Below are 20,326 nucleotides of genomic sequence, written 5' to 3'. Positions count from 1 at the left end.
AACATGTACCTGTTCTTCGCCGGTGACAACGGCAAGATCTACCGGGCCAGCATGCCGATCGGGAACTTCCCGGGCAACTTCGGCTCCAGCTACACCACGATCATGAGCGACTCGACGAACAACCTGTTCGAGGCGGTCGAGGTCTACAAGGTGCAGGGCCAGAACCAGTACCTGATGATCGTCGAGGCGATCGGCAGTCAGGGCCGCTACTTCCGGTCGTTCACGTCCAGCAGCCTGAGCGGGTCGTGGACCCCGCAGGCCGCCAGCGAGAGCAACCCCTTCGCCGGCAAGGCGAACAGCGGCGCGACGTGGACCAACGACATCAGCCACGGTGACCTGGTCCGCACCAACCCCGACCAGACCAAGACGATCGACCCGTGCAACCTGCAGTTCCTGTACCAGGGCAAGAACCCCAGCGCGGGCGGCGACTACAACCTGCTGCCGTGGCGGCCGGGCGTGCTGACGCTGCAGCGCTGACAGCAAGGCCCTCTGTATGCGGCCGGCGCACGTGCATCACCAGGTCCGCTTGATGATGCACGTGTCGCCGGCGATGGCGGCGGTGTGGGGGATGTTCACCGGGGTTCCTCGTCAGTGGGATTCGCGGGAGACCTCATCGCCGCTGGAGCCGAGCAGGAAGTCGAGGTCGGCGCCGACGTTGGCCTGGCCGACGGTGTCCACGTAGAGGCGCTCCCAGCCGCGCCGTGGGCGGGCGAAGGCGTTCACGGCGGCGGCGGCGGGCTCTCGGGCGGCGAGCTCGGCGTCGGGGATGTCGACGTCGAGGCGCCGGCCCGCGACGTCGAGAATGATCATGTCGCCGGTGCGGACCTTGGCCAGCGGACCGCCGACGGCGGCCTCCGGCGTGACGTGCAGGACGACGGTTCCGTACGCAGTGCCGCTCATCCGGCCGTCGCAGATGCGGACCATGTCCCGGACGCCCTCGGCGAGCAGCTTGGCCGGCAGCGGCAGGTTGGCGACCTCCGGCATGCCGGGGTAGCCCTTCGGGCCGCAGCCGCGCAGGATCAGCACCGAGTCGGCGGTGACGCCGAGGTCCGGATCGTCGAGGCGGGCGTGCAGATCCTCGATCGAGTCGAAGACGACCGCCGGACCGCGGTGCGAGAGCAGTTCCGGTGAGGCGGCGGCGGGCTTGATGACGGCACCGTCCGGCGCGAGGTTGCCGTACAGGACCGCGATCCCGGCGGCCGGCTGCAGCGGCTGTTCCCGCGGGCGGATGACCTCGCGGTCGTAGACCCGCGCGGTGTCGAGGTGCTCCACCAGCGGCCGCCCCGTGACGGTGAGCGCGGCCGGGTCGAGCAGGTCGCGGACCTCATTGAGGACCGCGTGCAGGCCCCCGGCCCGGTACAGGTCCTCCATCAGAAAGCGGCCGGCCGGTTGGAGGTCCACAAGGAGCGGCACGTGCGAGCCGGTACGGTCGAAGTCGTCCTGCGTGAGCTCGACGCCGAGCCGGCCGGCGATGGCCAGCAGGTGGACCACCGCGTTGGTGGAGCCGCCGAGGGCGGCGAGGGCCACGATCGCGTTGAGGAACGAGCCCCGGGACAGCACGGTGCTGGGCCGCCGACCGGCTTCGATCATCTCCACGACGAGCACACCGGTGGCGTGGGCGGCCTCCAGCAGGCGGCTGTCGGGCGCGGGAATGCCGGCCACGCCGGGCCGGGTCATGCCGAGCACCTCGGCCAGCAGGCCCATGGTGGAGGCGGTGCCCATGGTGTTGCAGTGACCCTTGCTGCGGATCATCGAGGATTCCGAGCGAACGAACTCGGCGGCGCTCAGGGTGCCGGCGCGGACCTCCTCGCTCAGCTGCCAGACACCGGTGCCGCAGCCCAGCGGGACGCCGCGGAAGGTCCCGGTCAGCATCGGGCCGCCGGGCATCACAACGGCGGGCAGGTCCACCGACGCGGCGGCCATCAGCAGGGACGGGATGGTCTTGTCGCAGCCGCCGAGCAGGACCACGCCGTCGATCGGGTTGGCCCGCAGCATCTCCTCCGTCGCCATCGCGGCCATGTTGCGCCACAGCATCGCCGTCGGGCGCACCTGCGTCTCCCCCAGCGACACCACCGGCAGGTTCAACGCGATGCCGCCGGCCTCGTAGATGCCGTCGCTGACGCTGCGGGCGACCTCGTCGAGGTGGGCGTTGCACGGGGTCAGGTCGGAGGCGGTGTTGGCGATCGCGATGTGCGGCCGGCCGTCGAACGCGTCGGCCGGCAGGCCTCGACGCATCCAAGCCCGGTGGATGTAGCTGTTGCGGTCGTTGCCCGCGTACCACTGCGCGCTGCGACGTGGCTGCATGCGCCTTCCTCTCAACATTCCACGAAATATTGCATCAGACCATCGTCCACATCGGACATGGCAAGGTGCAGACTCCCATCGTCTGCCGGGTGACAGGGCGCGGCGGTCATCCGCGATCCAGCGTTCCGCTGACGCGGCGCGGGGTGCGGCCGTGCTCGGGGACGTCGCGCAGCTCGTCCGGCAGCAGTTCCTGGGGGACGTCCTGAAAGCAGACAGGGCGCAGCCAGCGGCGGATCGCGCTCGCGCCGACACTGGTGTGCAGGGCGTTGGTGGTGGCGGGGTAGGGACCGCCGTGGTGCATCGCCCAGGCGACCGCCACACCCGTCGGGTAGCCGTTCCACACCACGCGCCCGGCCGTGCGGTGTGCGTGGTCCAACAGCCGGGAGGCCAGCCGCCGGTCCTCGTCATCGGCGTGGATGGTCGCGGTGAGCGCGGGCCCGAAACGGCGCAGCGTGGTGAGTGCGTCGTCGTCGGTGTCGTACTCGACGACGATCAGCTCCGGCCCGAAGCACTCTTCCAGCAGCGGGCCCTCAAGCGCGTCCGGCCGGGCCCGCAGCAGCAGCGGCGAGCCCCGGAAGCCCTCGGCCGGCCCGTCGCCGCCCCGGGCGAGCACCTCGACGCCGGCGGCGGCGAGCAGGGACTCGGCCCCGTCGGCGTACGCGTCGGCGATGCGCTCGCTCAGCATGATGCCGGCGCCCGCCGCGGCGACCCGGTCGACGAGCGCCTGCGTCAGCGCAGATCCGGCCGAACCGGACGGAACGACCGCGATCCCCGGCTTTGTGCAGAACTGCCCGACGCCGAGCATGAAGGAGGCCGCGAGCCCGTCGCCGATCTGCGCGCCGCGGTCGCGTGCGGCGGCGCGGCCGACCACGAAGGTGTTGACCGCGCCGAGCTCGCCGTAGAAGGGGATCGGCGCCGGCCGGGCGGCGGCGAGGTCGGCGAGCAGCCGGCCGACGCGCAGCGAGCCGGTGAAGCCGACCGCGGTGATGTCCGGGTGCCGCACGAGCCGCGCCGCGGTCTCGTCGCGGTACACGAGCGACACCACATCGGTGCTCAGGCCCGCGGCCCGGGCGCCGGCCAGCAGCGCGTCGCGGGACAGCAGCGAGGTGGCGGGGTGGGCCGGGTGGACCTTCGCGATCACGGGGCAGCCGGCGGCCAGCGCGGAGGCAGTGTCGCCACCCGGAACGGAGAAGGCGAACGGGAAGTTGGCGGCGCCGAAGACCGCCACCGGCCCCAGCGGGACAAGTATCCGGCGCAGATCCGGGCGCTGACCCATCCGGGTCGAACCGGCGTGGTCGATGGCCGCCTCGAGGTACGCGCCGTCGTCGAGCACGTCGGCGAAGAACTCGAGTTGGTACTCCGTGCGGGTCAGCTCCGCGTTCAGCCGCTGCCGGCCCAGGCCCGTCTCGCGGTCGGCCACCGCCACCAGCGCCGTGCGGCGTTCCTCGACCGCCGCCGCCATGGCCCGCAGCATCGCCGCCCGGCCGGAGCGCCCGGCCCCTTCGAGTTCGCGGTGTGCGGCGCGGGCGCGCTCGCCCAGCCGGTCGAGGTCCTCGGCGGGGACGTCGAACACCTCGGTGGTGGCGCCGGTGCTCGGGTCGATGCTGGCGATCACGATGCCTCCGCCTGAGGGATTCCGCGCCGGACCGGGTTGGTCAGAGTACCGATCGCGTCGATGGTGATCCGCACCGTGTCGCCATCGGCCAGGGTGAACGGCGCCGGCGGCACAAGACCCGTTCCGGTGGACAGCACTGCACCGTCAGGATGAACATCACCACGCATGATGTAACCGACCAACTCATCCAACCGCCGGTGCAGCAACGACGTGCTGGTACGTCCCCGCCAGTGCTCGCAACCGTCCCGTTCGATCGAAAGGTCGATCGCGAGTGCATACGGATCGCTGACATCCCAGGCAGGCGTGATCCACGGACCGAGGGCACACGACCCGTAGTAGGTCTTCGCCTGCGGCAGATACAACGGATTCGCGCCCTCGATACTGCGCGACGACACGTCGTTGCAGACCGTGTAACCAACGATCTCACCGAACCGATTGATCACGACAGCAAGCTCCGGCTCCGGAACATCGACCTCGGAGTCAGCCCGGATACCGATCGGCGCACCAGGACCGCGAACCCGCCACGGCACCGACTTGAAGAACAACTCCGGTCGCTGCGCGTCGTACACCAGCGAATACACATCCGCGGCCCGCTCACTGTCCTCGATACGGGCCTCCCGCGACTCCCGATAGGTGACACCACAGGCCCACACCTCGGTCGACGCGTCGACCGGGGCCAGCAGCCGCACCCCGGACAGCGGCACCACAGGACCCGACACGGGCCGGGACAACCGCGCCCGCAACTGCGTGGCCGGCAGATGCCACAACTGCGCCAGCGCCGAGACGCCCTCGACCTCGACGACCGCGCCATCAGTATGAAGTCCGACGTGGACGTCGCCGTTCAACTCGTACCTGACGATGTTCAAGGCCTGCACTCTCTGAAGTCATACGTGCAATTCGTCAGCAGGCAGTCCGGGCGGAAATCAATGCCGAGACCGTGGCTGCGGAGCCCGCTACCGGCGTTGTCGGCCGGGCTGCCCGGACCGCCGGGGTCCACTGGGCTGCCTTCTCCGGGGCCGGGCGGGTGTCAGCCCTTCACCGCGCCCGCGGTGAGGCCCTCGGTCAGGAAGCGTTGCCCGAAGGCGTACATCAGTACCACGGGGATGCTGACGAGCAGCGACGCGGCGGCGAGCTGTCCTTGCGGGACGACGTCTCCGGTGATCATCGCCTGCATTCCGACGGGGAGCGTCTTGTATTCGTCCTTGGTGAGGAACACGAAGGCGAAGAGGAACTCGTTCCAGGCATTGGTGAGGGTGAACAGTCCGACTGCCAGTAGGCCCGGTTTTGCCAGCGGCAGCATCACCCGGCGGAACGCTTGGAGGCGGGTGCAGCCGTCGACCAGCGCGGCCTCCTCGAGCTCGGTGGGAATCGAGGAGAAGTAGCCGGTCAGCAGCCAGGTGGCGAACGGCAGCGTGAAGGTCGGGTAGGTCAGCACCAGCGACCAAAGCGAGTCGTTGAGCCGCACGCCGATGAGCAGCTGGTAGAGCGGGATGAACAGCAGCGCTCCCGGCATCACGTAGGTGAGCAGGACCGTGACCGTGAAGCTCTGCGCCCCGCGGAACCGCAGCCGGGCCAGTGCGTAGCCGGCCAGGGCGGCGCAGAGCAGTGCCGCCACGGTGGACGTCAGGGACACCAGCACGGTGTTGAGGTACCAGCGGCCGAAGGGCTGGTTGGTGAACAGGTCACCGAACTGTTGCAGGGTCCACGGCGTCGGCCAGAGGTCGCTGTTGTGCATGACGATCTGGTCCTCGGACTTGAAGGCCGTGACGGCGATCCAGTACAGCGGGCCGAGCACGAAGACGAGCAGCCCGGCCAGCGCGACACCAGAACCCAGGCGCGAGACCAGGGACGACGCCCGGCGGTGCCCCCAGGTTTGCAACGCCGTGACCACCCGGCCCACGACCGCGGCGACCAGCAGGATCACCGCGAGGACCACCGCGGCCTTCCAGAAGATCTGGGGTGATGCCCAGGCCAGCAGACCGGCGACCGTCACGGCCATGGCCCATGGCATTGCCTTGCGCACCGGCCCGGGCGGTCGGGAGGGCGCGCCGGCGTCGTTGCGGCGCATCAACCGGACCAGGACGAACACCAGCACGCCGATGACCGGCAGCATCACGAGCGTGACTGCCGCTCCCGCGCCGTACTGCAGCTGCAGGATCGCCTTGGAGTAGGCGACGAGCACATACGGCGCGGTCGCATCGCCCGGGCCACCCTGTGTCAGCAGCCAGATGAGGTCGAAGTTGTTGAACGTCCAGATCGACGACAGGGTCACCGTCACGGTGATGACGTGGCGCAGGCCGGGCAGGGTCACGTGGATGAACCGCTGCAGCGATGACGCGCCGTCGATGGTCGCCGCCTCGTAGAGGTCCGCGGGGATGGCCTTCAACCCGGCGAGGAACGTGACGGTGAAGAACGGCACGCCCTTCCACACGTTGACGAGGATGACCGACGGCATGGCAAGCGACGGGTCGGACAGCCAGCCCGCGGGCCACTCGTCGACCAGGTGCGCGGCGGCCAGCAGGGGGCCGATGCCCGAGTCGGTGAGCAGCGTGTTGACGCTGCCGAAGATCGGGTCGAGCAGTGCGCGCCAGCTGAACGCCGTCACCACCGTCGGCACCACCCACGGCAGCAGGAGCAGCCCGGCCAGCACGGCCCGGCCACGCCGCCGATGGTGCAACAGGAGTGCCGCGGACAGACCCAGCACCACCTTGAACACCTCGGCGTACGCGGTGAACACGAACGAGTTCAGCACGCCCGTGCGGAACTGCTCGTCGCCGGCGAGGGCGATGTAGTTGCCCAGGCCGACGAACACGCTGTCCTGCCCGTGCCGCTCCGTCGTGCTGGTGACGACGGAACGGCCGATCGGCACGAGCACGAGCCCGCCGACCAGCAGGGCCATCGGCGCCAGGAACAGCGCCGCCAGCCGCCAGTCGCGACCCAGCCGCCGCTGGGTCGTCGTGAGGGAGCCGCGCCCCGGCGACGGGGATGTCTTCGTCGCCGGGGGCGGTGGGGTCCGCACCGATGTCACTGGGGCAGCCCCTGCTGGTTGAAGATCTGCACCATCTTGGCGTGGGCGGCGGTCACGGCCTTGTCGGGCGCCGTGCCCTGGACGACCTGCTGCATCATGTCGGTGAGGACGTACGCGGCGGTGGCGGCCTGCTGACCGGCGTTGGCCTTCTGCGGGAAGGCCAGGCCGTTCTTCGTCTTCAGCGGCAGCGACAGCTGGGTGATCTTGCGTAGGACGGGGAACGCGGGGTCGCCGCTGGTGAAGAACGGGTCGGAATCCCACACCTTCTCCCAGGCGGGCAATGCCAGGCCGGGCGCCTCCTTCGCCACGCCGAGCAGCGCCTTCGCGCTGACCAAGTACTGCGCCAGGAGCTTGGCGAGCGCCGCGTTCTTGGCGCCCTTGAAGATGACGAAGCCCTGGGACTGGCCGAGCAGCAGGGGCTTGTCCGTCGCGGGTCCGATGCAGTCGGCGAAGACGTGCGTGTTGTCGTAGACGGGATTCTTCTTGGTCTTGGAGTCCGCGTAGACGCTGAACTGGTTGCGGGTGTAGCCGAGGATCCCGGCGAGCCAGTTCTCGTTGTTGCTGGAGTCGGTCCAGGCGGCCACGCCCGGCGGCAGCATCGGCTTGTACTTGGGGTTGGTGTAGATGTCGCCCAGGAAGCTCACCGCCTGCACCGTCTCGGGCGAGTCGAAGATGACCTTCTTGCCGTCGTTGTCGACGATCGACCCGCCGTAGGCGTTGATCAGTGCCTCGATCATGCCGTTGGCGTCACCGGACCGGTTCACGGTCATGCCCCAGCCGTACCGGCGCTTGCCCGGATCGGAGATGGACAGGCACAGGTCCCGCAGTTCCTCCCAGGTGTAGATCTCCTTGGGAGTGATGCCCTTCTCCTGCATCCAGTCCTTGCGCAGGAAAGACCCGATGCCGATGAAGTGGTACGGGATGGCGAACCACTTGCCGTCGAAGACGCAGAAGTTCTTGGACTCCGCGGTGGGCTCGCCGTACTTGGCCGTGAGCGCCTTGACGACGTCCGTCACATCCTCCAGGTCGCCCAGCGCGTGGAACTGCGCCACGAACCGCGAGTCGGTCATGAACGCCAGGTCGCGCGCCACACCACCCTTCACCTCGGCGTCGATCTTGGCAACCACATCACCGGCGTCGGCCTGGACCAGACTGTTCTCGATCTTCGTCCCGGTGGCGTCGGCGAACGTCTTGATCGAGCTGTCGAGCGCCGCGTTCGCCGCCGTCGAGTACAGCTTCTGCGACAGCACCCCCATCAAGGAGCCCTTCAACGACGCCGCGGCGTCGAGCAGTTCCTGCGGAACCTCCGGCTGCACCTTCGGAGCGGACTTCGAGGGACTGTCCCCACATGCGGCCAGACCAGCCGCGCCGAGCACGCCCAAACCCATTCCCAGGAAGCCGCGCCGGGACCATGACGGGTTGTTCTCCATGACCATTTACCTCCTTTGTCGCAAGCCATCAAATGATCCGAAGGCTCAGCGGTACGGGGACGGCGATGTGCCAATTCCACCGCCTGGAACGGTCTGATACTTTCGATCGATTTCCGAACTGTTCCGCGCGTGCCGCACGCTACGGCCGCTGATCGCGGCGGGTCAATACCCACATTGAACAGTTACATCTGAATGACTTCGGTACCTGGAAAAAGGCGCACGACATTGACGTTTGTGACCAACCAGAGAACGGGGATCCGCGGACACCCGGTGCTCGAATCAGGTGATACTGAACTCCCTTCCGTAGGCGAGGATCGTCAGTCCACACAGAACGGCGCGATCCACTGCGGCGTGTTCTCGTGAGCACATTTCAAGGCGGTGTTCGATATTTCGAACAGAGTTCGATATCTCGATAGGACGCGACGGTAGAGGACCGAGTGAGAGGTGTCAATGAGGCCGATGGACAGTCGGCCACATCGTGCGCCGAACGGGCGCGTCAGCGCGGTGCGCGGTATCCCAGCCGGGTCGACAACGCGACGGCACCCTCGCAGACCAGCCGCGTCCACTCCGCGTGCGCCGTGGGCGTCCAGCGGATGATCGGCGCGGAGACACTCATCGCCGCGACCGTCTTGCCGGTGTGGTCGCGGACCGGCGCTCCGACACAGCGGACCGCGCTGTCGGACTCGCCGTCGTCGACCGCCACGCCCTCGGCGCGGATGCGATCGAGCTCGGCACGGAACCGGTCCGGGTCGGTGATGCTGTCCGGCGTCATGGCGGACAGGCCGCCGGGCGGCAGGAGCGCGTCAAGGTCGCTCGGGTCGAGGCTCGACAGCAGCATCTTGCCGACGGCCGTGCAGTGCGCGGGCAGCCGCCGGCCGACCGCGGACACCATCCGGACCGGGTGCGTGCTGTCGACCTTCACCAGGTAGATCACATCCGCGCCGCTGAGCACAGCGACGTGCACAGCCTCGTCACAGGCCGCAGCGACGTCCTGCGCCACATCCTGCGCCTCGCGGACCAGGTCGAGCTGGCCGGCGAACGCGGCACCAAGTTGGAACAGTGGCATGCCAAGCCGGAACTGGACCGGTTGGCCGGGCACCGAGATCAGATACGAGCGGGCGACCAGCGTGACGAGCAACTCGTGGACGGTGGTCCGAGGCAGGCCGAGCCGTTCGGCGATCTCGCGGGCCGACAGCCGGGGCTGGTCCAGGAAGAGTTCGAGGATGTCGAGGGCGCGGATGACCGCCGGTACCACGCGAGGCATGCACAGTCCTTTCGAGATACCGAACCATGTTCGATATCTGGACACGGCGGTATCGCGACAGGATAGCGCTGGTGCGGTACGCCAACCGGCCCAGCCGGATCTCGCCCTTGCCGAAAATCTCCTCCGTGCAGGTCAGGCGCCTGTCGGCACTCGTGGAGGATACCGCCGAGGCGACCATGTCTTGCCGTTCCGGTCGTGATCAACGCCGTCCTCGCTCGCGACCCCGCACCGCGCCGTCCCTTCGGCGTCCCGGGTGGCGGCTCGTCCTTCGTGGTCGCCGACGGCGACGGGCTCTCCCTGTGCGTGCCCGGCCCGTGCGAACACCCGAACTGGCACGTCGCCGACGCCCGGGCGGTGCTGCGGCCGACGACGGACCGGCTCGTGTTCCTGACCCCGGCGGGCCTGGTCACCGTCGCACCCCAGGGCGACACCCTTGCCCGCCCGTCGCACCGCTGACGGGCCGGGTGCGGCCAGGCCGCCGTCAGGACCGGCTGAGTTGCCCCGGCGGTTTCCTATCGCAAGGTTTGGGCCACGCTGGTCGGCGCCGGGAGGGCGATCAGGGTGAACCGGCCCGCCAGGTCGGGCAGGATCGTTCGCAGCGCGGCGACCGTCTGCGGCCCCGCGCCGTCGTGCAGGAGCACGATCCCACCGGGACGAGTTTTCGTCAGCACGGTGTTCACGATCGACTGGACCCCAGGGCCGCTCCAGTCCCGCGGGTCGACGGTCCACGAGATCGACGTCATGCCCAGGCCGGCCGCGATGCTCACGATGCCGGGCGACCAGTTGCCGCCGGGGGCGCGGAAGTAGCCGATCACCGCGCCGGGTGCGACCGCCCGGATCGCGTCGTTGGTGCGTTGCATGTCGGATCTGATCTGATCGGGCGTACGGGTGCGCAGCATCTCGTCGTGGCTCCACGAGTGGTTGCACAGGGTGTGCCCCTCGGCGACCATCCGCCGGACCATCTCCGCGCGCGCAGCGACCTGCCGGCCGACCATGCAGAACGTCGCCTTGACGCGGTGCTGGGCCAGCAGGTCCAACACGGCGGGGGTATCGTCCCACGGGCCGTCGTCGAAGGTCAGCGCGACCGCATCCGACCCCGTCTTGCGCACCGTCCCAGCCGGACCGTCGCCCGTCGCGATGACCGGCGACGACGCGGACGGCGAGGCCATGGGGCTCGGCACGCTCGGTTGGACCGTCGGCTCCCGGTGCTCGGCGACCACCGGCACCGCCGCGACCGGCGCGGCCACAGCAGGCGCGGGCGGGCCGCTGTTGCCGCGGCTGCCACCGAGCGTCAAGGTCAGTATCAGGATGGTCAACCCGAGCACGGCGATGCGGCGCAACGGCACGGAGGCACTCCAACTCGGTCCGGACCCGTCAGGGCTCGACGATGCTACAGAACAGACGGATGCCGGAGCTCTTCGGTTGCCGAGATTCCGGTCGGCGCGGCCGGAAACCTCTGCCGTCGTCACGCGCGGCCGCGGCCAGGAGGACCTCGGTGGTGACGCCGGCGCTTCCGCGCCCGCTACGGCGACGCACCGGCCGAGTGGCGCCGCCTGCACGACCCCTGCCCCGGCTGACGGCCGCGAAAGCCCTATCCGATGCCCGCGGCGAGGGCGATCACGGAGAGGCCGAGCCCGCCTGCGGCGCCGACGATGCCGGCCGCGCGCTCGCGGCGCCGATCGGGCGACGCCAGGACGTGCGCCCGCGCCGCCGCGCCGAAGGCCAGGCCGCCCAGCACGAACCAGGGGCCCCAGAGGCCGAGGTACCAGCGGCTGATGCTCCGCAACGCCGGGTCGATCGCGACCGTGCCCGCCTCGACCAGGATGCCCTGCCCGACGAACAGCATGCCGTGCCAGGTCAGCACGGTGGGGGCGCCCCATCCGCAGCAGACCAGCACCGTCCAGTCGAGGTGCCCCCTGTATTGAGCAGGCGGGTCGGCAAGGTGTTCAGAAGCCTCGGAAGACGCCGTCTGGACCGGTGGACCGCGCGAACTCGAAGTAGTCCATGTTTGCGATCGACAGGTTGTTCTCGATCGACTGCACCTGCCGTGGCAGGGTTCTGAACGGTCCCGAGCTGTCCCTGGCATTGAGGTTGATGACCAGGAGCGGGTGGTCCGGCGCTGAGACGGCAACAGCGTCGACCACGAACAGGATCGGGTGCCGGTACTGATGCGGGTAGGCACGACGGTAACCGGCCGCGATCGCCACGGCATCCATGCCTGCGAGCGTCCGGTCCTCGACGAACTCGACGTCAGCGCCGAAGCCCTCCTCCGTTGGGGCGGCGATCTCCTTCATGAGTCGCCGCCAGGTGCTGTCGTCGCTGAAGTCTGCGCGCACGACCGGGACACCTTGCGTTGCGGGAAGGTCAGCCATGCATGCAGGCCTTACCTGTGCCAGTCGGCACTGTCGATAAAACCGATCGGCACTTCGGCGACCCCGGCTGGTAGGCCGGGCTCCACCGACACCACCTTCCCGGCCTCAACGTCGAGCACGATGGTTTTCGGCACCGCCGACGCTGGATCGATCGGCGACCCTGGCGCCACTGGAGCGCCCGGATCCGCGGACGCGCTCCCGGGCACAAGCGTCCCCATCGTGAACACGAGGACGGCGCCAGCGACACCGAGACGGCTAACACTCTGGCCGGTCATCGACACCCCTCATCCGTGAACTACGCACGTGGCGCGGCTGCTGACAGGACCCCGCCCGGGACCCCACCAGGCCCGTCGCGCAGCCACCGAAACCTCACATATCCCGGCTCGAATGACGCTACCCCCTGCAAGCGATCGAAAAGGCGCCTCCGAATTCGTGTCGAGCATGGTCCGGCCCAGATGACGGGGTGGTGCGGTTCGGCCGAATGCACGCTTGGTCGACCAAGCTTTGGCACCGAACTCGATCTTCGGATGGGTTACGGCATGCGGTGTTGCTGGAGGCAACACCGAGATGGGCGCATTGGCCGAGCGCAAACGCGGGGTGGGGTGCTCGGTACGCTATGGCCTTGGACTGCGGCGCCCGCCGGTCCTGTTTCCGGGCTCGACTGTTGGCACATCCGAGCCGATGTCGGAGGTGTGCGTGGTTCTGCAGGATCCATCGCCCAACCTCGGCATCCTGTTGCGGCACGTCCATCTGGACGGCGCGGTCTCCCGTGCAGCGTTGGCCGAGAGGATGGGCTTGAACCGCAGCACCATTATGGCGCTGACGGCCGAGCTGATCTCTATCGGCTTGGTCCGAGAGGAGACGCCGGCCGGCGCCGGACGGCGTGGGCGCCCGTCGTTGGTGGTGCGCCCCGAGCCCAACCGGGTACACGTGCTGGCCTTCGATGTCGCCGTGGACCGAGTGACTGCGGCCAGGGTGGATCTGGGCGGGACCGTACTCGACCGGCTCGAGGCGGTACGACCACGAGCCGGTGCTGATCTTGACTGGGTCGTGGACGTGTTGGCCCGCTTCGGCCGTCGGTTGCACCGCTCAGCGCCGGCCAGTTCGGCCTGCGTCGGGATCGGCGCATCGTACTGCGGCATGATCCGGCCCGATGACGGCATGGTGCGCTTCGGCCCTGACCTGGGTTGGGTGGACCAGGCATTCGGCGCCGAACTCTCCCGGCGGCTCGGACTGGGCCTACCGGTGGCTGTGGGTAACGAGGCACACCTGGGCGCCCTGGCCGAACAGCAGCGCGGTGTCGGCATCGGCCTGCAGAACCTGATCTATCTGCACGGCGATGTGGGCGTGGGGGGCGGGATCATCGTCGGGGGCAAGTTGCTCGATGGAGATGGCGGCTACGGCTGCGAGGTGGGCCACATGGTGATCAACCCGTACGACGGGCGGGCGTGTGGTTGCGGCTCGCGAGGTTGTTTCGAGGCTGAGGTGGGCGAACGAGCCCTGCTCGACACCGCAGGCAGGCCCGCCACGCAGTTCGGCCGCGACGCCGTACGGGCCGTGGTCGATGACGCCGACCGGGGCGATCCGGCCGCGCTGGAATCGGTGCGGCGCATCGGGGACTGGCTCGGCATCGGCGTGGCCAATCTCATCAACTTGTTCAACCCGGCCATAGTGATCTTCGGTGGGATGCTGCGCGACGTCTACCCAGCGGCGTCGGCGCAGGTGCGTGCCCGGATCGCGATCAACGTTCTGCCGGTGGCCCGCGAGCGGGTACGACTGCGCACCTCGGGTCTGGGCGACGACGCGACCCTTGTCGGCGCCGCCGAACTCGGCTTTGTCCCACTACTGGCCAACCCGCAGCACCTGCTCACCTTCGTTACGGCCGCAACGCCGGCCCGCACGGGCACACGCGACAGTCAACTGCTTCGGGCAACCACCGAAGGGACCTAATGCCTGCCGCCCTTGACTGCCCCTGGGGACGGACCAGCTCCAACCCGAAGGCGTGTGGCAACGCCTCGGGCACGTCGTCGGGACACGCCCCCGCGCTTGCAGCGGGAAGCGTCGGCGGGTCAGTGCCGCCTGGGCGTGTCCGGACTCCTGACATGCCCGCCTGAAGTCGATCGCCGGGAGGACGGTCCCCTCCAGGCAAAGTCAGAAGCCGGGAACCCGCCGCGCATCCCGGGCTCAAACCTGGGCAGCGCCTCTCAAGATCTCGACCAGCCGGCACGGACGGATCCCAACCAGCTCGACGACGGCCCTACCCGGTGCGCCCGCCGATCTCGATCGTCCACAGGATGTCGGTCAGGTGATCGACGGCCTTCGCCAGATACCGGCGATACGTGCTCAGCGGCAGGCCGAGCACCTCGGCCGCCGCCTCCTGCGTCGGCGCCGGCCGGACGTAGGTGCGGTGCAGCACGGCCTGGAGCTGCTGGCCCTTCGGGAGGTCGCCGACCCGGCCGACGGCATCCTCGATCGTGGCGCGCAGTTGGGTGGCGTCCGTGGCCAGGGCTGTGCCGAGCAGCGGATTGACCGCGAGCTGCTCGGGACGGTGCAGGGACTGCAGGGCAGTCCGGACGGAGGCGTCGAAGCGGGCGCGGGACAATGGCGGCGGCCGCAGCAGGGCAGCCGGTGCACGACCCGTGCCGCCCGTGTGGCCGCGTTCGTACATGAGGTCCAGCCACGCCCCTACCGGCAGGCGGCGCCAGTCGATGCCGAAGGCGACGTGGGGCAGGCCGCCGACCTCGATGCGGACCATGGGTGCGAAAGCGATGTAGTCAAACTTCGGCGCCCAGAACGCCTCGTCGACCACGACCACGAATGACCAGGCCAGTGGGCGGGTGAGCCACTCGATGATGCTGGACACCGGGCCGGCCACCACCATGTACGGGTCGTGCTGGTGGTCACGGATCCCGGCGGCGAAGCGGTTGATCAGCACGTGCTCGCCCGGGCGGATCGGGCTCTCCCGCGCGACGTGGTCCAGCACGGCGCGCACGACCGGGTCGCGGTCCTCGAGCGGGGAGCCGCTGGGGCACAGCACGTGGTGGGCGAAGCCGGCGACGCGATCGCCGGTGCGGACCACGGACAGTCGCTCGGGCTGCTCGGACAGCCAGGCGCGGGCGAGGCCGGCGCTGACCGGTCCCTCGAACCGTTCGATGGTGGCGCATACCTGGTCGTGCTCGTCGGGCCGGGCCGGTACCACTGCCGCCGACCCCTGCGTCCGCAGCGCCGCGATCACTTCGCCGAACGGGCCGTGGCGGTGGATGAAGAAGAGGTGGTGCGCCTCGGGTTGCCCGTACCGGCCGCTCGCGGTGCGCAGGGCGGCGACCGCGTGGTCGAAGACGAGGCGCTGATAAGTGCGGTACTGCTCGGGCAGGCGACGCTGGAACTCGGCGTTGAGCACGTCACGGGCCAGGTCGTGGACCGACAGCCCGCTGGGGCTGCTGGTGACGAACGGCAGCCGGGCCAGCCACTGCCACACCGCGGGGGCGTCGGCGCCGACCGTCCGGGCGAGCAGGTCCTCGGTGGTCGACCAGGCGATCGCGCAGGTGGCCAAGCCGATCAGCTGGGGCTGGGTCGGAACCTCGCCCACGAACGACTGCAACAGGGTGGAGATCAGATCCGGCGCGTCGGCGAGGGTGTCGGGCACCTGCCCGCGGGTCGCCAGATCGGCCAGCAGCGCCAGGGTCAGCGGATGCCCCGCGCCAAGCGCGGTCAGGTGGGGCAGCACGGACGCCTCAACACCGGCGTGCACCAGCAGCTGCGCGGCCTCGTCGGGACCGACGGGCTCCAGACGGTACACCGTCATCAGCGCTCGCCACCCGGCATCGGAGCGCCAAGGCGCGGCCGGCGGCTCCCGGCCGGCCAGGACGACCACAGTGTCGGCGCTCAGACCCGGTATGAACTGCTCACGCAACCACCCGTCGATCGGGGCGAGCTGCTCGTAGCCGTCCACGAGCAGGACCGCGGCGGCGGCCAGGGGCCGTCCGATGGCCGACAGCAGCCCGTCCGGGGAGGGGTCGAGGTCCCGCCCGTCGACGTGGACCACGGTCCGGCCCGCCGCACGCGCCCGGGCGCCCAGCTCCGCCAGCAGCGTGGTCTTGCCGATGCCGCCCTGGCCGTGCACGAACAGCACCCGCCGCGCCGAGCGCCCGCCGACGGCGACGTCGAACGCCGCGAGCTCGGCCCGGCGTCCTACGAACCGCTGCCGCCGGGCGGACTCGAGCACCTCGCCGAGAGACATCGACACGTCGTCACCTCCACCTGAACTCTCCACCGCCGCGGTTCGGATTGGACAGCGAATAACAACTATCTGACCTGGAAAGTGAACACCACCCGGCTCCATCCTCGCCTCGACGTCGCCATCATCGAAGAAGGGGCCGACGACATGAAGATCCTTGTCACCGGAGGGACCGGCTTCGTCGGCTCGCACAGCGTGGCGGCGCTCATCGCCGCGGGCCACGACGTCCGGCTCCTCGTCCGCTCGCCCGCCCGCATCACCCCGGCCCTGGAACCGCTCGGCGTGCACACGGTCGTGGAGCACATCGTCGGCGACGTCACCGACCCCGGCACCGTCGCCCGCGCGCTGCAGGGCTGCGACGCGGTCCTGCACGCCGCCGCCGTGTACGACCTGGACGCCCGCGCCCGACCGGCGATCGCGCGGACCAACCTCGCCGCTGCGCAGACGGTGCTCCGAGGCGCCGTCGAGGCCGGCTGCGACCCGGTCGTGCACGTCTCCAGCATCGTCGCGCTGCTACGGCGGGGAGCCACCGTCAGCCCGGACGCTCCACTGTCGAGCACACCGGGGACGTACATCCAGTCGAAGGTCAGGTCCGAGGCCGTCGCCCGCGAGCTGCAGAACGCGGGCGCACCGGTGGTGATCGTGCAGCCGGGCGCGGTCCTCGGCCCGGACGACCCGCACTTCGGCGACCAGGCCCGCCGGCTGCGGGACATGCTGCGCGGGCGATACCCGGTATGGCCCAGCGGCGGCCTGCAGGTCGTCGATGTCCGCGACGTCGCCGCCGTGCACGCCGCCGTCTTCACGACCCGATCCGAACCGCGCCGCTACCTGGTCCCGGGCCACTTCGCCGACGGCGAGACCATGTACGCCGCCCTGCGGGCGCTGACCGGCCGCCGCCTGCCGTGCCTCGTCGTCCCGTCCGCCGCCATGCTGCCGCTGACCTGGAGCATGTCCGCCCTCCAGCGCATCACCCCGTTCCACCTCCCGGCCGACCATGAAGGGGTGGTTCTCATCCGTGCGGCAACCCGCTGCGACGACTCCCGCGCCCGCGAGGAGCTCGGCATCAAACCGCGCTCGCTGATCGAGACGTACGGCGACACGATCCGCTGGCTGCACCGCACGGGACGGCTCACGGACCGCGAGGCCGGCGTCTCGGTGTCCCGATGAGCGGATGGACTGCCAGCATCGCCGCGACCGTGGTGTCGAACTACGCGCTGGACGTCTGGGCGGCCGCAGCCGGCGTCGCCCTGGTCGCGTCGGGTCTGCTCGACGACGTCGCCCCGCCCTGGGCGGTGGCGCTGCTCGCGGGCAGCTATGTGGCCTGGGGGCTCGGACTGCGCACCAACCTGGTGGCGAACTGGTCGTTGCTGGCGCGCACCGGCACCAGTACCAACGTCATCTCCAAGGCCGCTCACGACCTCACCCGACGCGTCACGACCAGCGCCCGCGCGCCGCGGCTGGCGGCGGCGATCGGCTACGCCGGCACGCAGGTCGCGGCGGAGGTGCCGTACTACGCGGGTGCGTTCGGCACCGCCGCGCTCAGCGACACCGTCGGCACCCACGACGCCGTGGTCTTCCTGGCGGGCGCGAACCTCGCCGCCGGGGCGTACGAGTACGGCCTGGCCCGGCTTACCCGCGCCTTCCTCGGCTGTCGCCGGTACGCGTCCTTCGACACCGACTGGGTGCCGGCACACTACCTGACCGGCTACTACCGCACCGTCGAGCCGGACGAGGTCGCCACCATCGCTTTCCTGGTCGCCGCGGTCCGCCACGCCGAACGCGACCGCCCCGTGCTGTTCTTCGGCACCGGGCCCACCCTCCACCACGTGTTCGCCGCGGCCGAGATCGCCTCGGAGATCCACCTCGGCGACTACCTCCCGGCCAACCTCACCGAGATCCAGCGCTGGCTCGACCGCGAGCCCGGCGCCCACGACTGGCGCCCGTTCGTCCGCTACACCCTGCAGTGCGAGGGCATCGCCGATCCGTCCGACGAGGAGCTCGCCGCACGTGAAGACCTGACGAGAAGCAAGATCACATCGCTGGTACGGGTCGATGCCCGCCATCCCCGCCCGCTCGGCCGCACGTACGCCACCGTGATCAGCCCGTACTGCGCGGACTCTGCCACAGCCGACCGGACCACGTGGCGGTTGTTCATGCGCCACATCACCGGCCTGGTAGAGCCCGGTGGCCTGTTCGTCACCGCGGCCCTGCGCCGCTGCCGCGGCTACACCGTGGCGGGCCACACCTTCCCCGGCGCCGACATCGACGAACACGACATCCACGAGGTGCTCCAGCCCGAGTTCGCCCCGCTCGACGGCACCATCGAGGTCCACCGGACCGGCCAGGACACCGCCCACGGCTACTCGGCGATCGTGCTGTGCCGCGCCCGCCGCATGGCGACGACCCCATGAGCCCGCCAGCCCCGCACGGCCCCACGGGTGGCGTGACGTCGCATGCGTGGCAATGACCATCGTCGCCGCATGCACGCTGCAGGGCCGGGGCAGCAGGCCCCACCGCGGTCTTCGATGACGACCCGGCCCTCGGCGACGCTGACCGACGGGTCCTGGTCCGCCGCGCCGGCACCTCCCACGGCGCGTTCGTCTCCGGTGCCGGGGAGCTGCCCAACGTCCGCTTCTTCACCGCGGACCGCGAGCTGGCCGGCTGCGGCCACGGCACCATCGCGGTGCAGGCCCTCCTGCTGCACCGCGGCACCCGCGCCACCGGCCAGCTCGAGTTACAGACCCGCGGTGAGCGAGTCGCACGTCGTCGCGGGGCGGCGGACCCTTGCGGATCACGGTCAGCCGTTCCCGCCGGCCGACCACCTTGAGGTCCATGAGACCGCCCTCAATCTCGACCGATGGCAGCACGACGTAACCATGATCGGGATCCACCTCCACTCGCCGTCCCTTGTTCGGCACATCGTGCCGCCGCGCCAGGTTCCGCCCTCGGTCGGCACCTGATCGACGGTTGGGCCGATGTAGCAGTCGTCGCCGCCAGTGGTGTGGGCTGGTAAGCCGATGCCGTGCACTCCGCCGCCCGGGCGGCCCGCACCGATGCTCGCGAACGTGCCGGCGTCGGCACCCCACCGGCGGGCGCCCGCGACGACGTCGGCTTCCTGGAGGCAGTTCTCACCACCGCGACCTCCGCGCTGTGCGCCGTCCCGACCCGCGTCTACGGCACCTGGTACTCCGGCGGCGGCCGGATGACGTCGGCCGCCGCCTGCGCCCGGCCGCACCAGGTCGCCGCCATCGCCCCGGTCGCCGGCCTGCGCGCCGGCCCCCCGACCCGCGGAACCCCGCCCAGCCCGACCCGTCGTCGTGCGCCCCGGCCCGTCCGGTCCCGGTCATCACCTTCCGCGGCCAGCAGGACGCCACCAACCCCTACCAGGGCGGCGGCGACGTCTGGCGCTACCCGATCCCGGGCGCCCAGGCCCGCTGGGCGGCGATCAACCGCTGCACCTCGGGCCCGGCCGCCGTCTCCGTCACCACCCACGTGACAAGGACCAGCTACCCGAACTGCGCCGCCGACACCGTTCTGTACACGATCGGTGACGGCGGCCACACCGGGCCCGGCACCCCGGCCGCCTTCCCCGGCAACGGCACCACCACCCAGGAGATCGGCGCCAACACCCTGATGTGGCAGTTCTTCCAGCGCCTCACCCTGCCCGCCTCACAGCGGAGCATCGGCGGGCTGCTGGCGCACACCGCCGGTTCTCCGCACTGGACTGCCCGGCGCCTCGTCCCGGGAAGCCGCGTTTTTCGCAGGTGGGCGGTGGCGCAACGTCCCACCGTCCCAGGTGTGCGCCACGGGCTGGTCCGCGGCCGCGCCGCCGTGCCATGATCCCTGCCGCCGGGCCATGCAGGGAAAATCCGGTCCGGACCAAAGCGCCAGTTGGCGCCACGCCCCGCCATCTCCGCACTGCCGTGTTACGCGCCGTCACTATTCGTGACAACCCGCCGATCTGGGCTCATCGGCGGGACGGCGACGGACGGTGAGCACGGGCGTGGTCCGGCAACTGTCCACCGACACGTGGAGCTACCCAATGACCGATGCCGTACCCGACGAAATCGATCCAA

At 70.2% G+C, this 20,326-nt stretch carries 17 protein-coding genes and 1 pseudogene; 8 read left to right on the top strand and 10 right to left on the bottom strand.

The window, feature by feature from the left end:
* Positions 1-477: non-reducing end alpha-L-arabinofuranosidase family hydrolase (locus ABZ321_RS55050; RefSeq protein WP_354904550.1), on the top strand; the 477-nt coding region annotated here is incomplete at its 5' end.
* A gap of 111 nt (positions 478-588) precedes the next feature.
* Here the strand turns inward: ABZ321_RS55050 and ABZ321_RS55045 are convergent.
* The 6 genes from ABZ321_RS55045 to ABZ321_RS55020 all read right to left on the bottom strand — a co-directional run bounded on the left by ABZ321_RS55045 (position 589) and on the right by ABZ321_RS55020 (position 9,641).
* Positions 589-2,304, bottom strand: coding sequence for a dihydroxy-acid dehydratase (locus ABZ321_RS55045; RefSeq protein ID WP_354904547.1), 1,716 nt, complete (start codon positions 2,302-2,304; stop codon positions 589-591).
* A gap of 106 nt (positions 2,305-2,410) precedes the next feature.
* Entirely contained in the window at positions 2,411-3,919 is a 1,509-nt protein-coding gene (locus tag ABZ321_RS55040) for an aldehyde dehydrogenase (NADP(+)) (RefSeq protein WP_354904545.1), read from the bottom strand.
* Positions 3,916-4,785 carry a fumarylacetoacetate hydrolase family protein gene (locus ABZ321_RS55035; protein ID WP_354904542.1) on the bottom strand — a complete coding sequence of 290 codons (870 nt, stop codon included), beginning with the start codon at positions 4,783-4,785 and terminating at the stop codon, positions 3,916-3,918. Before ABZ321_RS55035 ends, ABZ321_RS55040 begins: the two co-directional genes overlap by 4 nt.
* Before the next feature lie 161 nt (positions 4,786-4,946).
* A complete protein-coding gene (locus ABZ321_RS55030; RefSeq protein ID WP_354904540.1) occupies positions 4,947-6,947 on the bottom strand; it encodes an ABC transporter permease subunit in 2,001 nt (666 codons plus the stop codon).
* Positions 6,944-8,263 (bottom strand): extracellular solute-binding protein, encoded by a 1,320-nt coding sequence (locus tag ABZ321_RS55025; protein WP_344515472.1) that lies wholly within the window; start codon positions 8,261-8,263, stop codon positions 6,944-6,946. The genes ABZ321_RS55030 and ABZ321_RS55025 overlap by 4 nt, the downstream gene beginning before the upstream one ends.
* A gap of 610 nt (positions 8,264-8,873) precedes the next feature.
* On the bottom strand, positions 8,874-9,641 hold the full coding sequence (locus ABZ321_RS55020) for an IclR family transcriptional regulator (protein WP_344515474.1): 768 nt from the start codon (positions 9,639-9,641) through the stop codon (positions 8,874-8,876).
* A gap of 195 nt (positions 9,642-9,836) precedes the next feature.
* Between ABZ321_RS55020 and ABZ321_RS55015 the strand changes: the two genes are divergently transcribed.
* Complete coding sequence (locus ABZ321_RS55015; protein WP_344515476.1) at positions 9,837-10,097, top strand: hypothetical protein; 261 nt, start codon at positions 9,837-9,839, stop codon at positions 10,095-10,097.
* 56 nt (positions 10,098-10,153) lie between these two features.
* Here ABZ321_RS55015 and ABZ321_RS55010 read toward each other — a convergent pair whose 3' ends face one another.
* The 3 genes from ABZ321_RS55010 to ABZ321_RS55000 form a co-directional block, all read right to left on the bottom strand.
* Positions 10,154-10,987, bottom strand: a complete 834-nt coding sequence (locus tag ABZ321_RS55010) for a polysaccharide deacetylase family protein (RefSeq protein WP_354904536.1) — start codon at positions 10,985-10,987, stop codon at positions 10,154-10,156.
* Between the two features lie 245 nt (positions 10,988-11,232).
* The gene (locus ABZ321_RS55005) at positions 11,233-11,505 is read right to left on the bottom strand and encodes a hypothetical protein (protein WP_354904534.1); all 273 of its coding nucleotides are present in this window, start codon (positions 11,503-11,505) and stop codon (positions 11,233-11,235) included.
* Positions 11,506-11,587: 82 nt separating this feature from the next.
* Positions 11,588-12,013 carry a hypothetical protein gene (locus ABZ321_RS55000; protein ID WP_344515482.1) on the bottom strand — a complete coding sequence of 142 codons (426 nt, stop codon included), beginning with the start codon at positions 12,011-12,013 and terminating at the stop codon, positions 11,588-11,590.
* A 696-nt stretch (positions 12,014-12,709) separates the two neighbouring features.
* On the opposite strand from ABZ321_RS55000, the gene ABZ321_RS54995 reads away from it, so the two are divergent.
* Positions 12,710-13,963: an ROK family transcriptional regulator gene (locus ABZ321_RS54995; RefSeq protein ID WP_354904530.1), complete on the top strand. Its 1,254-nt coding sequence runs from the start codon at positions 12,710-12,712 to the stop codon at positions 13,961-13,963.
* 307 nt (positions 13,964-14,270) lie between these two features.
* On the opposite strand, the gene ABZ321_RS54990 is transcribed toward ABZ321_RS54995, so the two are convergent.
* Positions 14,271-16,253, bottom strand: coding sequence for an ATP-binding protein (locus ABZ321_RS54990; protein WP_354904553.1), 1,983 nt, complete (start codon positions 16,251-16,253; stop codon positions 14,271-14,273).
* A gap of 144 nt (positions 16,254-16,397) precedes the next feature.
* On the opposite strand from ABZ321_RS54990, the gene ABZ321_RS54985 reads away from it, so the two are divergent.
* The 5 genes and pseudogenes from ABZ321_RS54985 (at position 16,398) to ABZ321_RS54965 (ending at position 20,090) form a co-directional block, all read left to right on the top strand.
* On the top strand, positions 16,398-17,417 hold the full coding sequence (locus ABZ321_RS54985; RefSeq protein WP_354904528.1) for an NAD-dependent epimerase/dehydratase family protein: 1,020 nt from the start codon (positions 16,398-16,400) through the stop codon (positions 17,415-17,417).
* A complete protein-coding gene (gene gntF, locus ABZ321_RS54980) occupies positions 17,414-18,661 on the top strand; it encodes a guanitoxin biosynthesis pre-guanitoxin forming N-methyltransferase GntF (RefSeq protein ID WP_354904526.1) in 1,248 nt (415 codons plus the stop codon). Before ABZ321_RS54985 ends, gntF begins: the two co-directional genes overlap by 4 nt.
* Before the next feature lie 110 nt (positions 18,662-18,771).
* Positions 18,772-19,077 (top strand): annotated as a pseudogene (locus ABZ321_RS54975) (PhzF family phenazine biosynthesis protein); the annotation flags it as partial.
* Positions 18,998-19,210 (top strand): hypothetical protein, encoded by a 213-nt coding sequence (locus ABZ321_RS54970; protein WP_354904523.1) that lies wholly within the window; start codon positions 18,998-19,000, stop codon positions 19,208-19,210. The pseudogene ABZ321_RS54975 and the gene ABZ321_RS54970, both read left to right, overlap by 80 nt.
* A gap of 190 nt (positions 19,211-19,400) precedes the next feature.
* Positions 19,401-20,090 carry a hypothetical protein gene (locus ABZ321_RS54965; RefSeq protein ID WP_354904521.1) on the top strand — a complete coding sequence of 230 codons (690 nt, stop codon included), beginning with the start codon at positions 19,401-19,403 and terminating at the stop codon, positions 20,088-20,090.
* The last annotated feature ends 236 nt before the right edge of the window (positions 20,091-20,326 follow it).

The sequence above is a fragment of the Dactylosporangium sp. NPDC006015 genome, assembly GCF_040614215.1.
In the GTDB taxonomy this organism is placed as follows: Bacteria; Actinomycetota; Actinomycetes; order Mycobacteriales; family Micromonosporaceae; genus Dactylosporangium; species Dactylosporangium maewongense.
The sequence above is the reverse complement of the archived record's forward strand: the minus strand, read 5'-3'. Positions and strand labels throughout refer to the sequence as shown.

Bases quoted from the DNA above. Each gene is read 5' to 3' on its own strand.
- ABZ321_RS54985 (WP_354904528.1), top strand. From the start codon at position 16,398: ATGAAGATCCTTGTCACCGGAGGGACCGGCTTCGTCGGCTCGCACAGC.
- ABZ321_RS55045 (WP_354904547.1), bottom strand. From the start codon at position 2,304: ATGCAGCCACGTCGCAGCGCGCAGTGGTACGCGGGCAACGACCGCAAC.
- gntF (WP_354904526.1), top strand. From the start codon at position 17,414: ATGAGCGGATGGACTGCCAGCATCGCCGCGACCGTGGTGTCGAACTAC.
- ABZ321_RS54990 (WP_354904553.1), bottom strand. From the start codon at position 16,253: ATGTCTCTCGGCGAGGTGCTCGAGTCCGCCCGGCGGCAGCGGTTCGTA.
- ABZ321_RS55000 (WP_344515482.1), bottom strand. From the start codon at position 12,013: ATGGCTGACCTTCCCGCAACGCAAGGTGTCCCGGTCGTGCGCGCAGAC.
- ABZ321_RS55020 (WP_344515474.1), bottom strand. From the start codon at position 9,641: ATGCCTCGCGTGGTACCGGCGGTCATCCGCGCCCTCGACATCCTCGAA.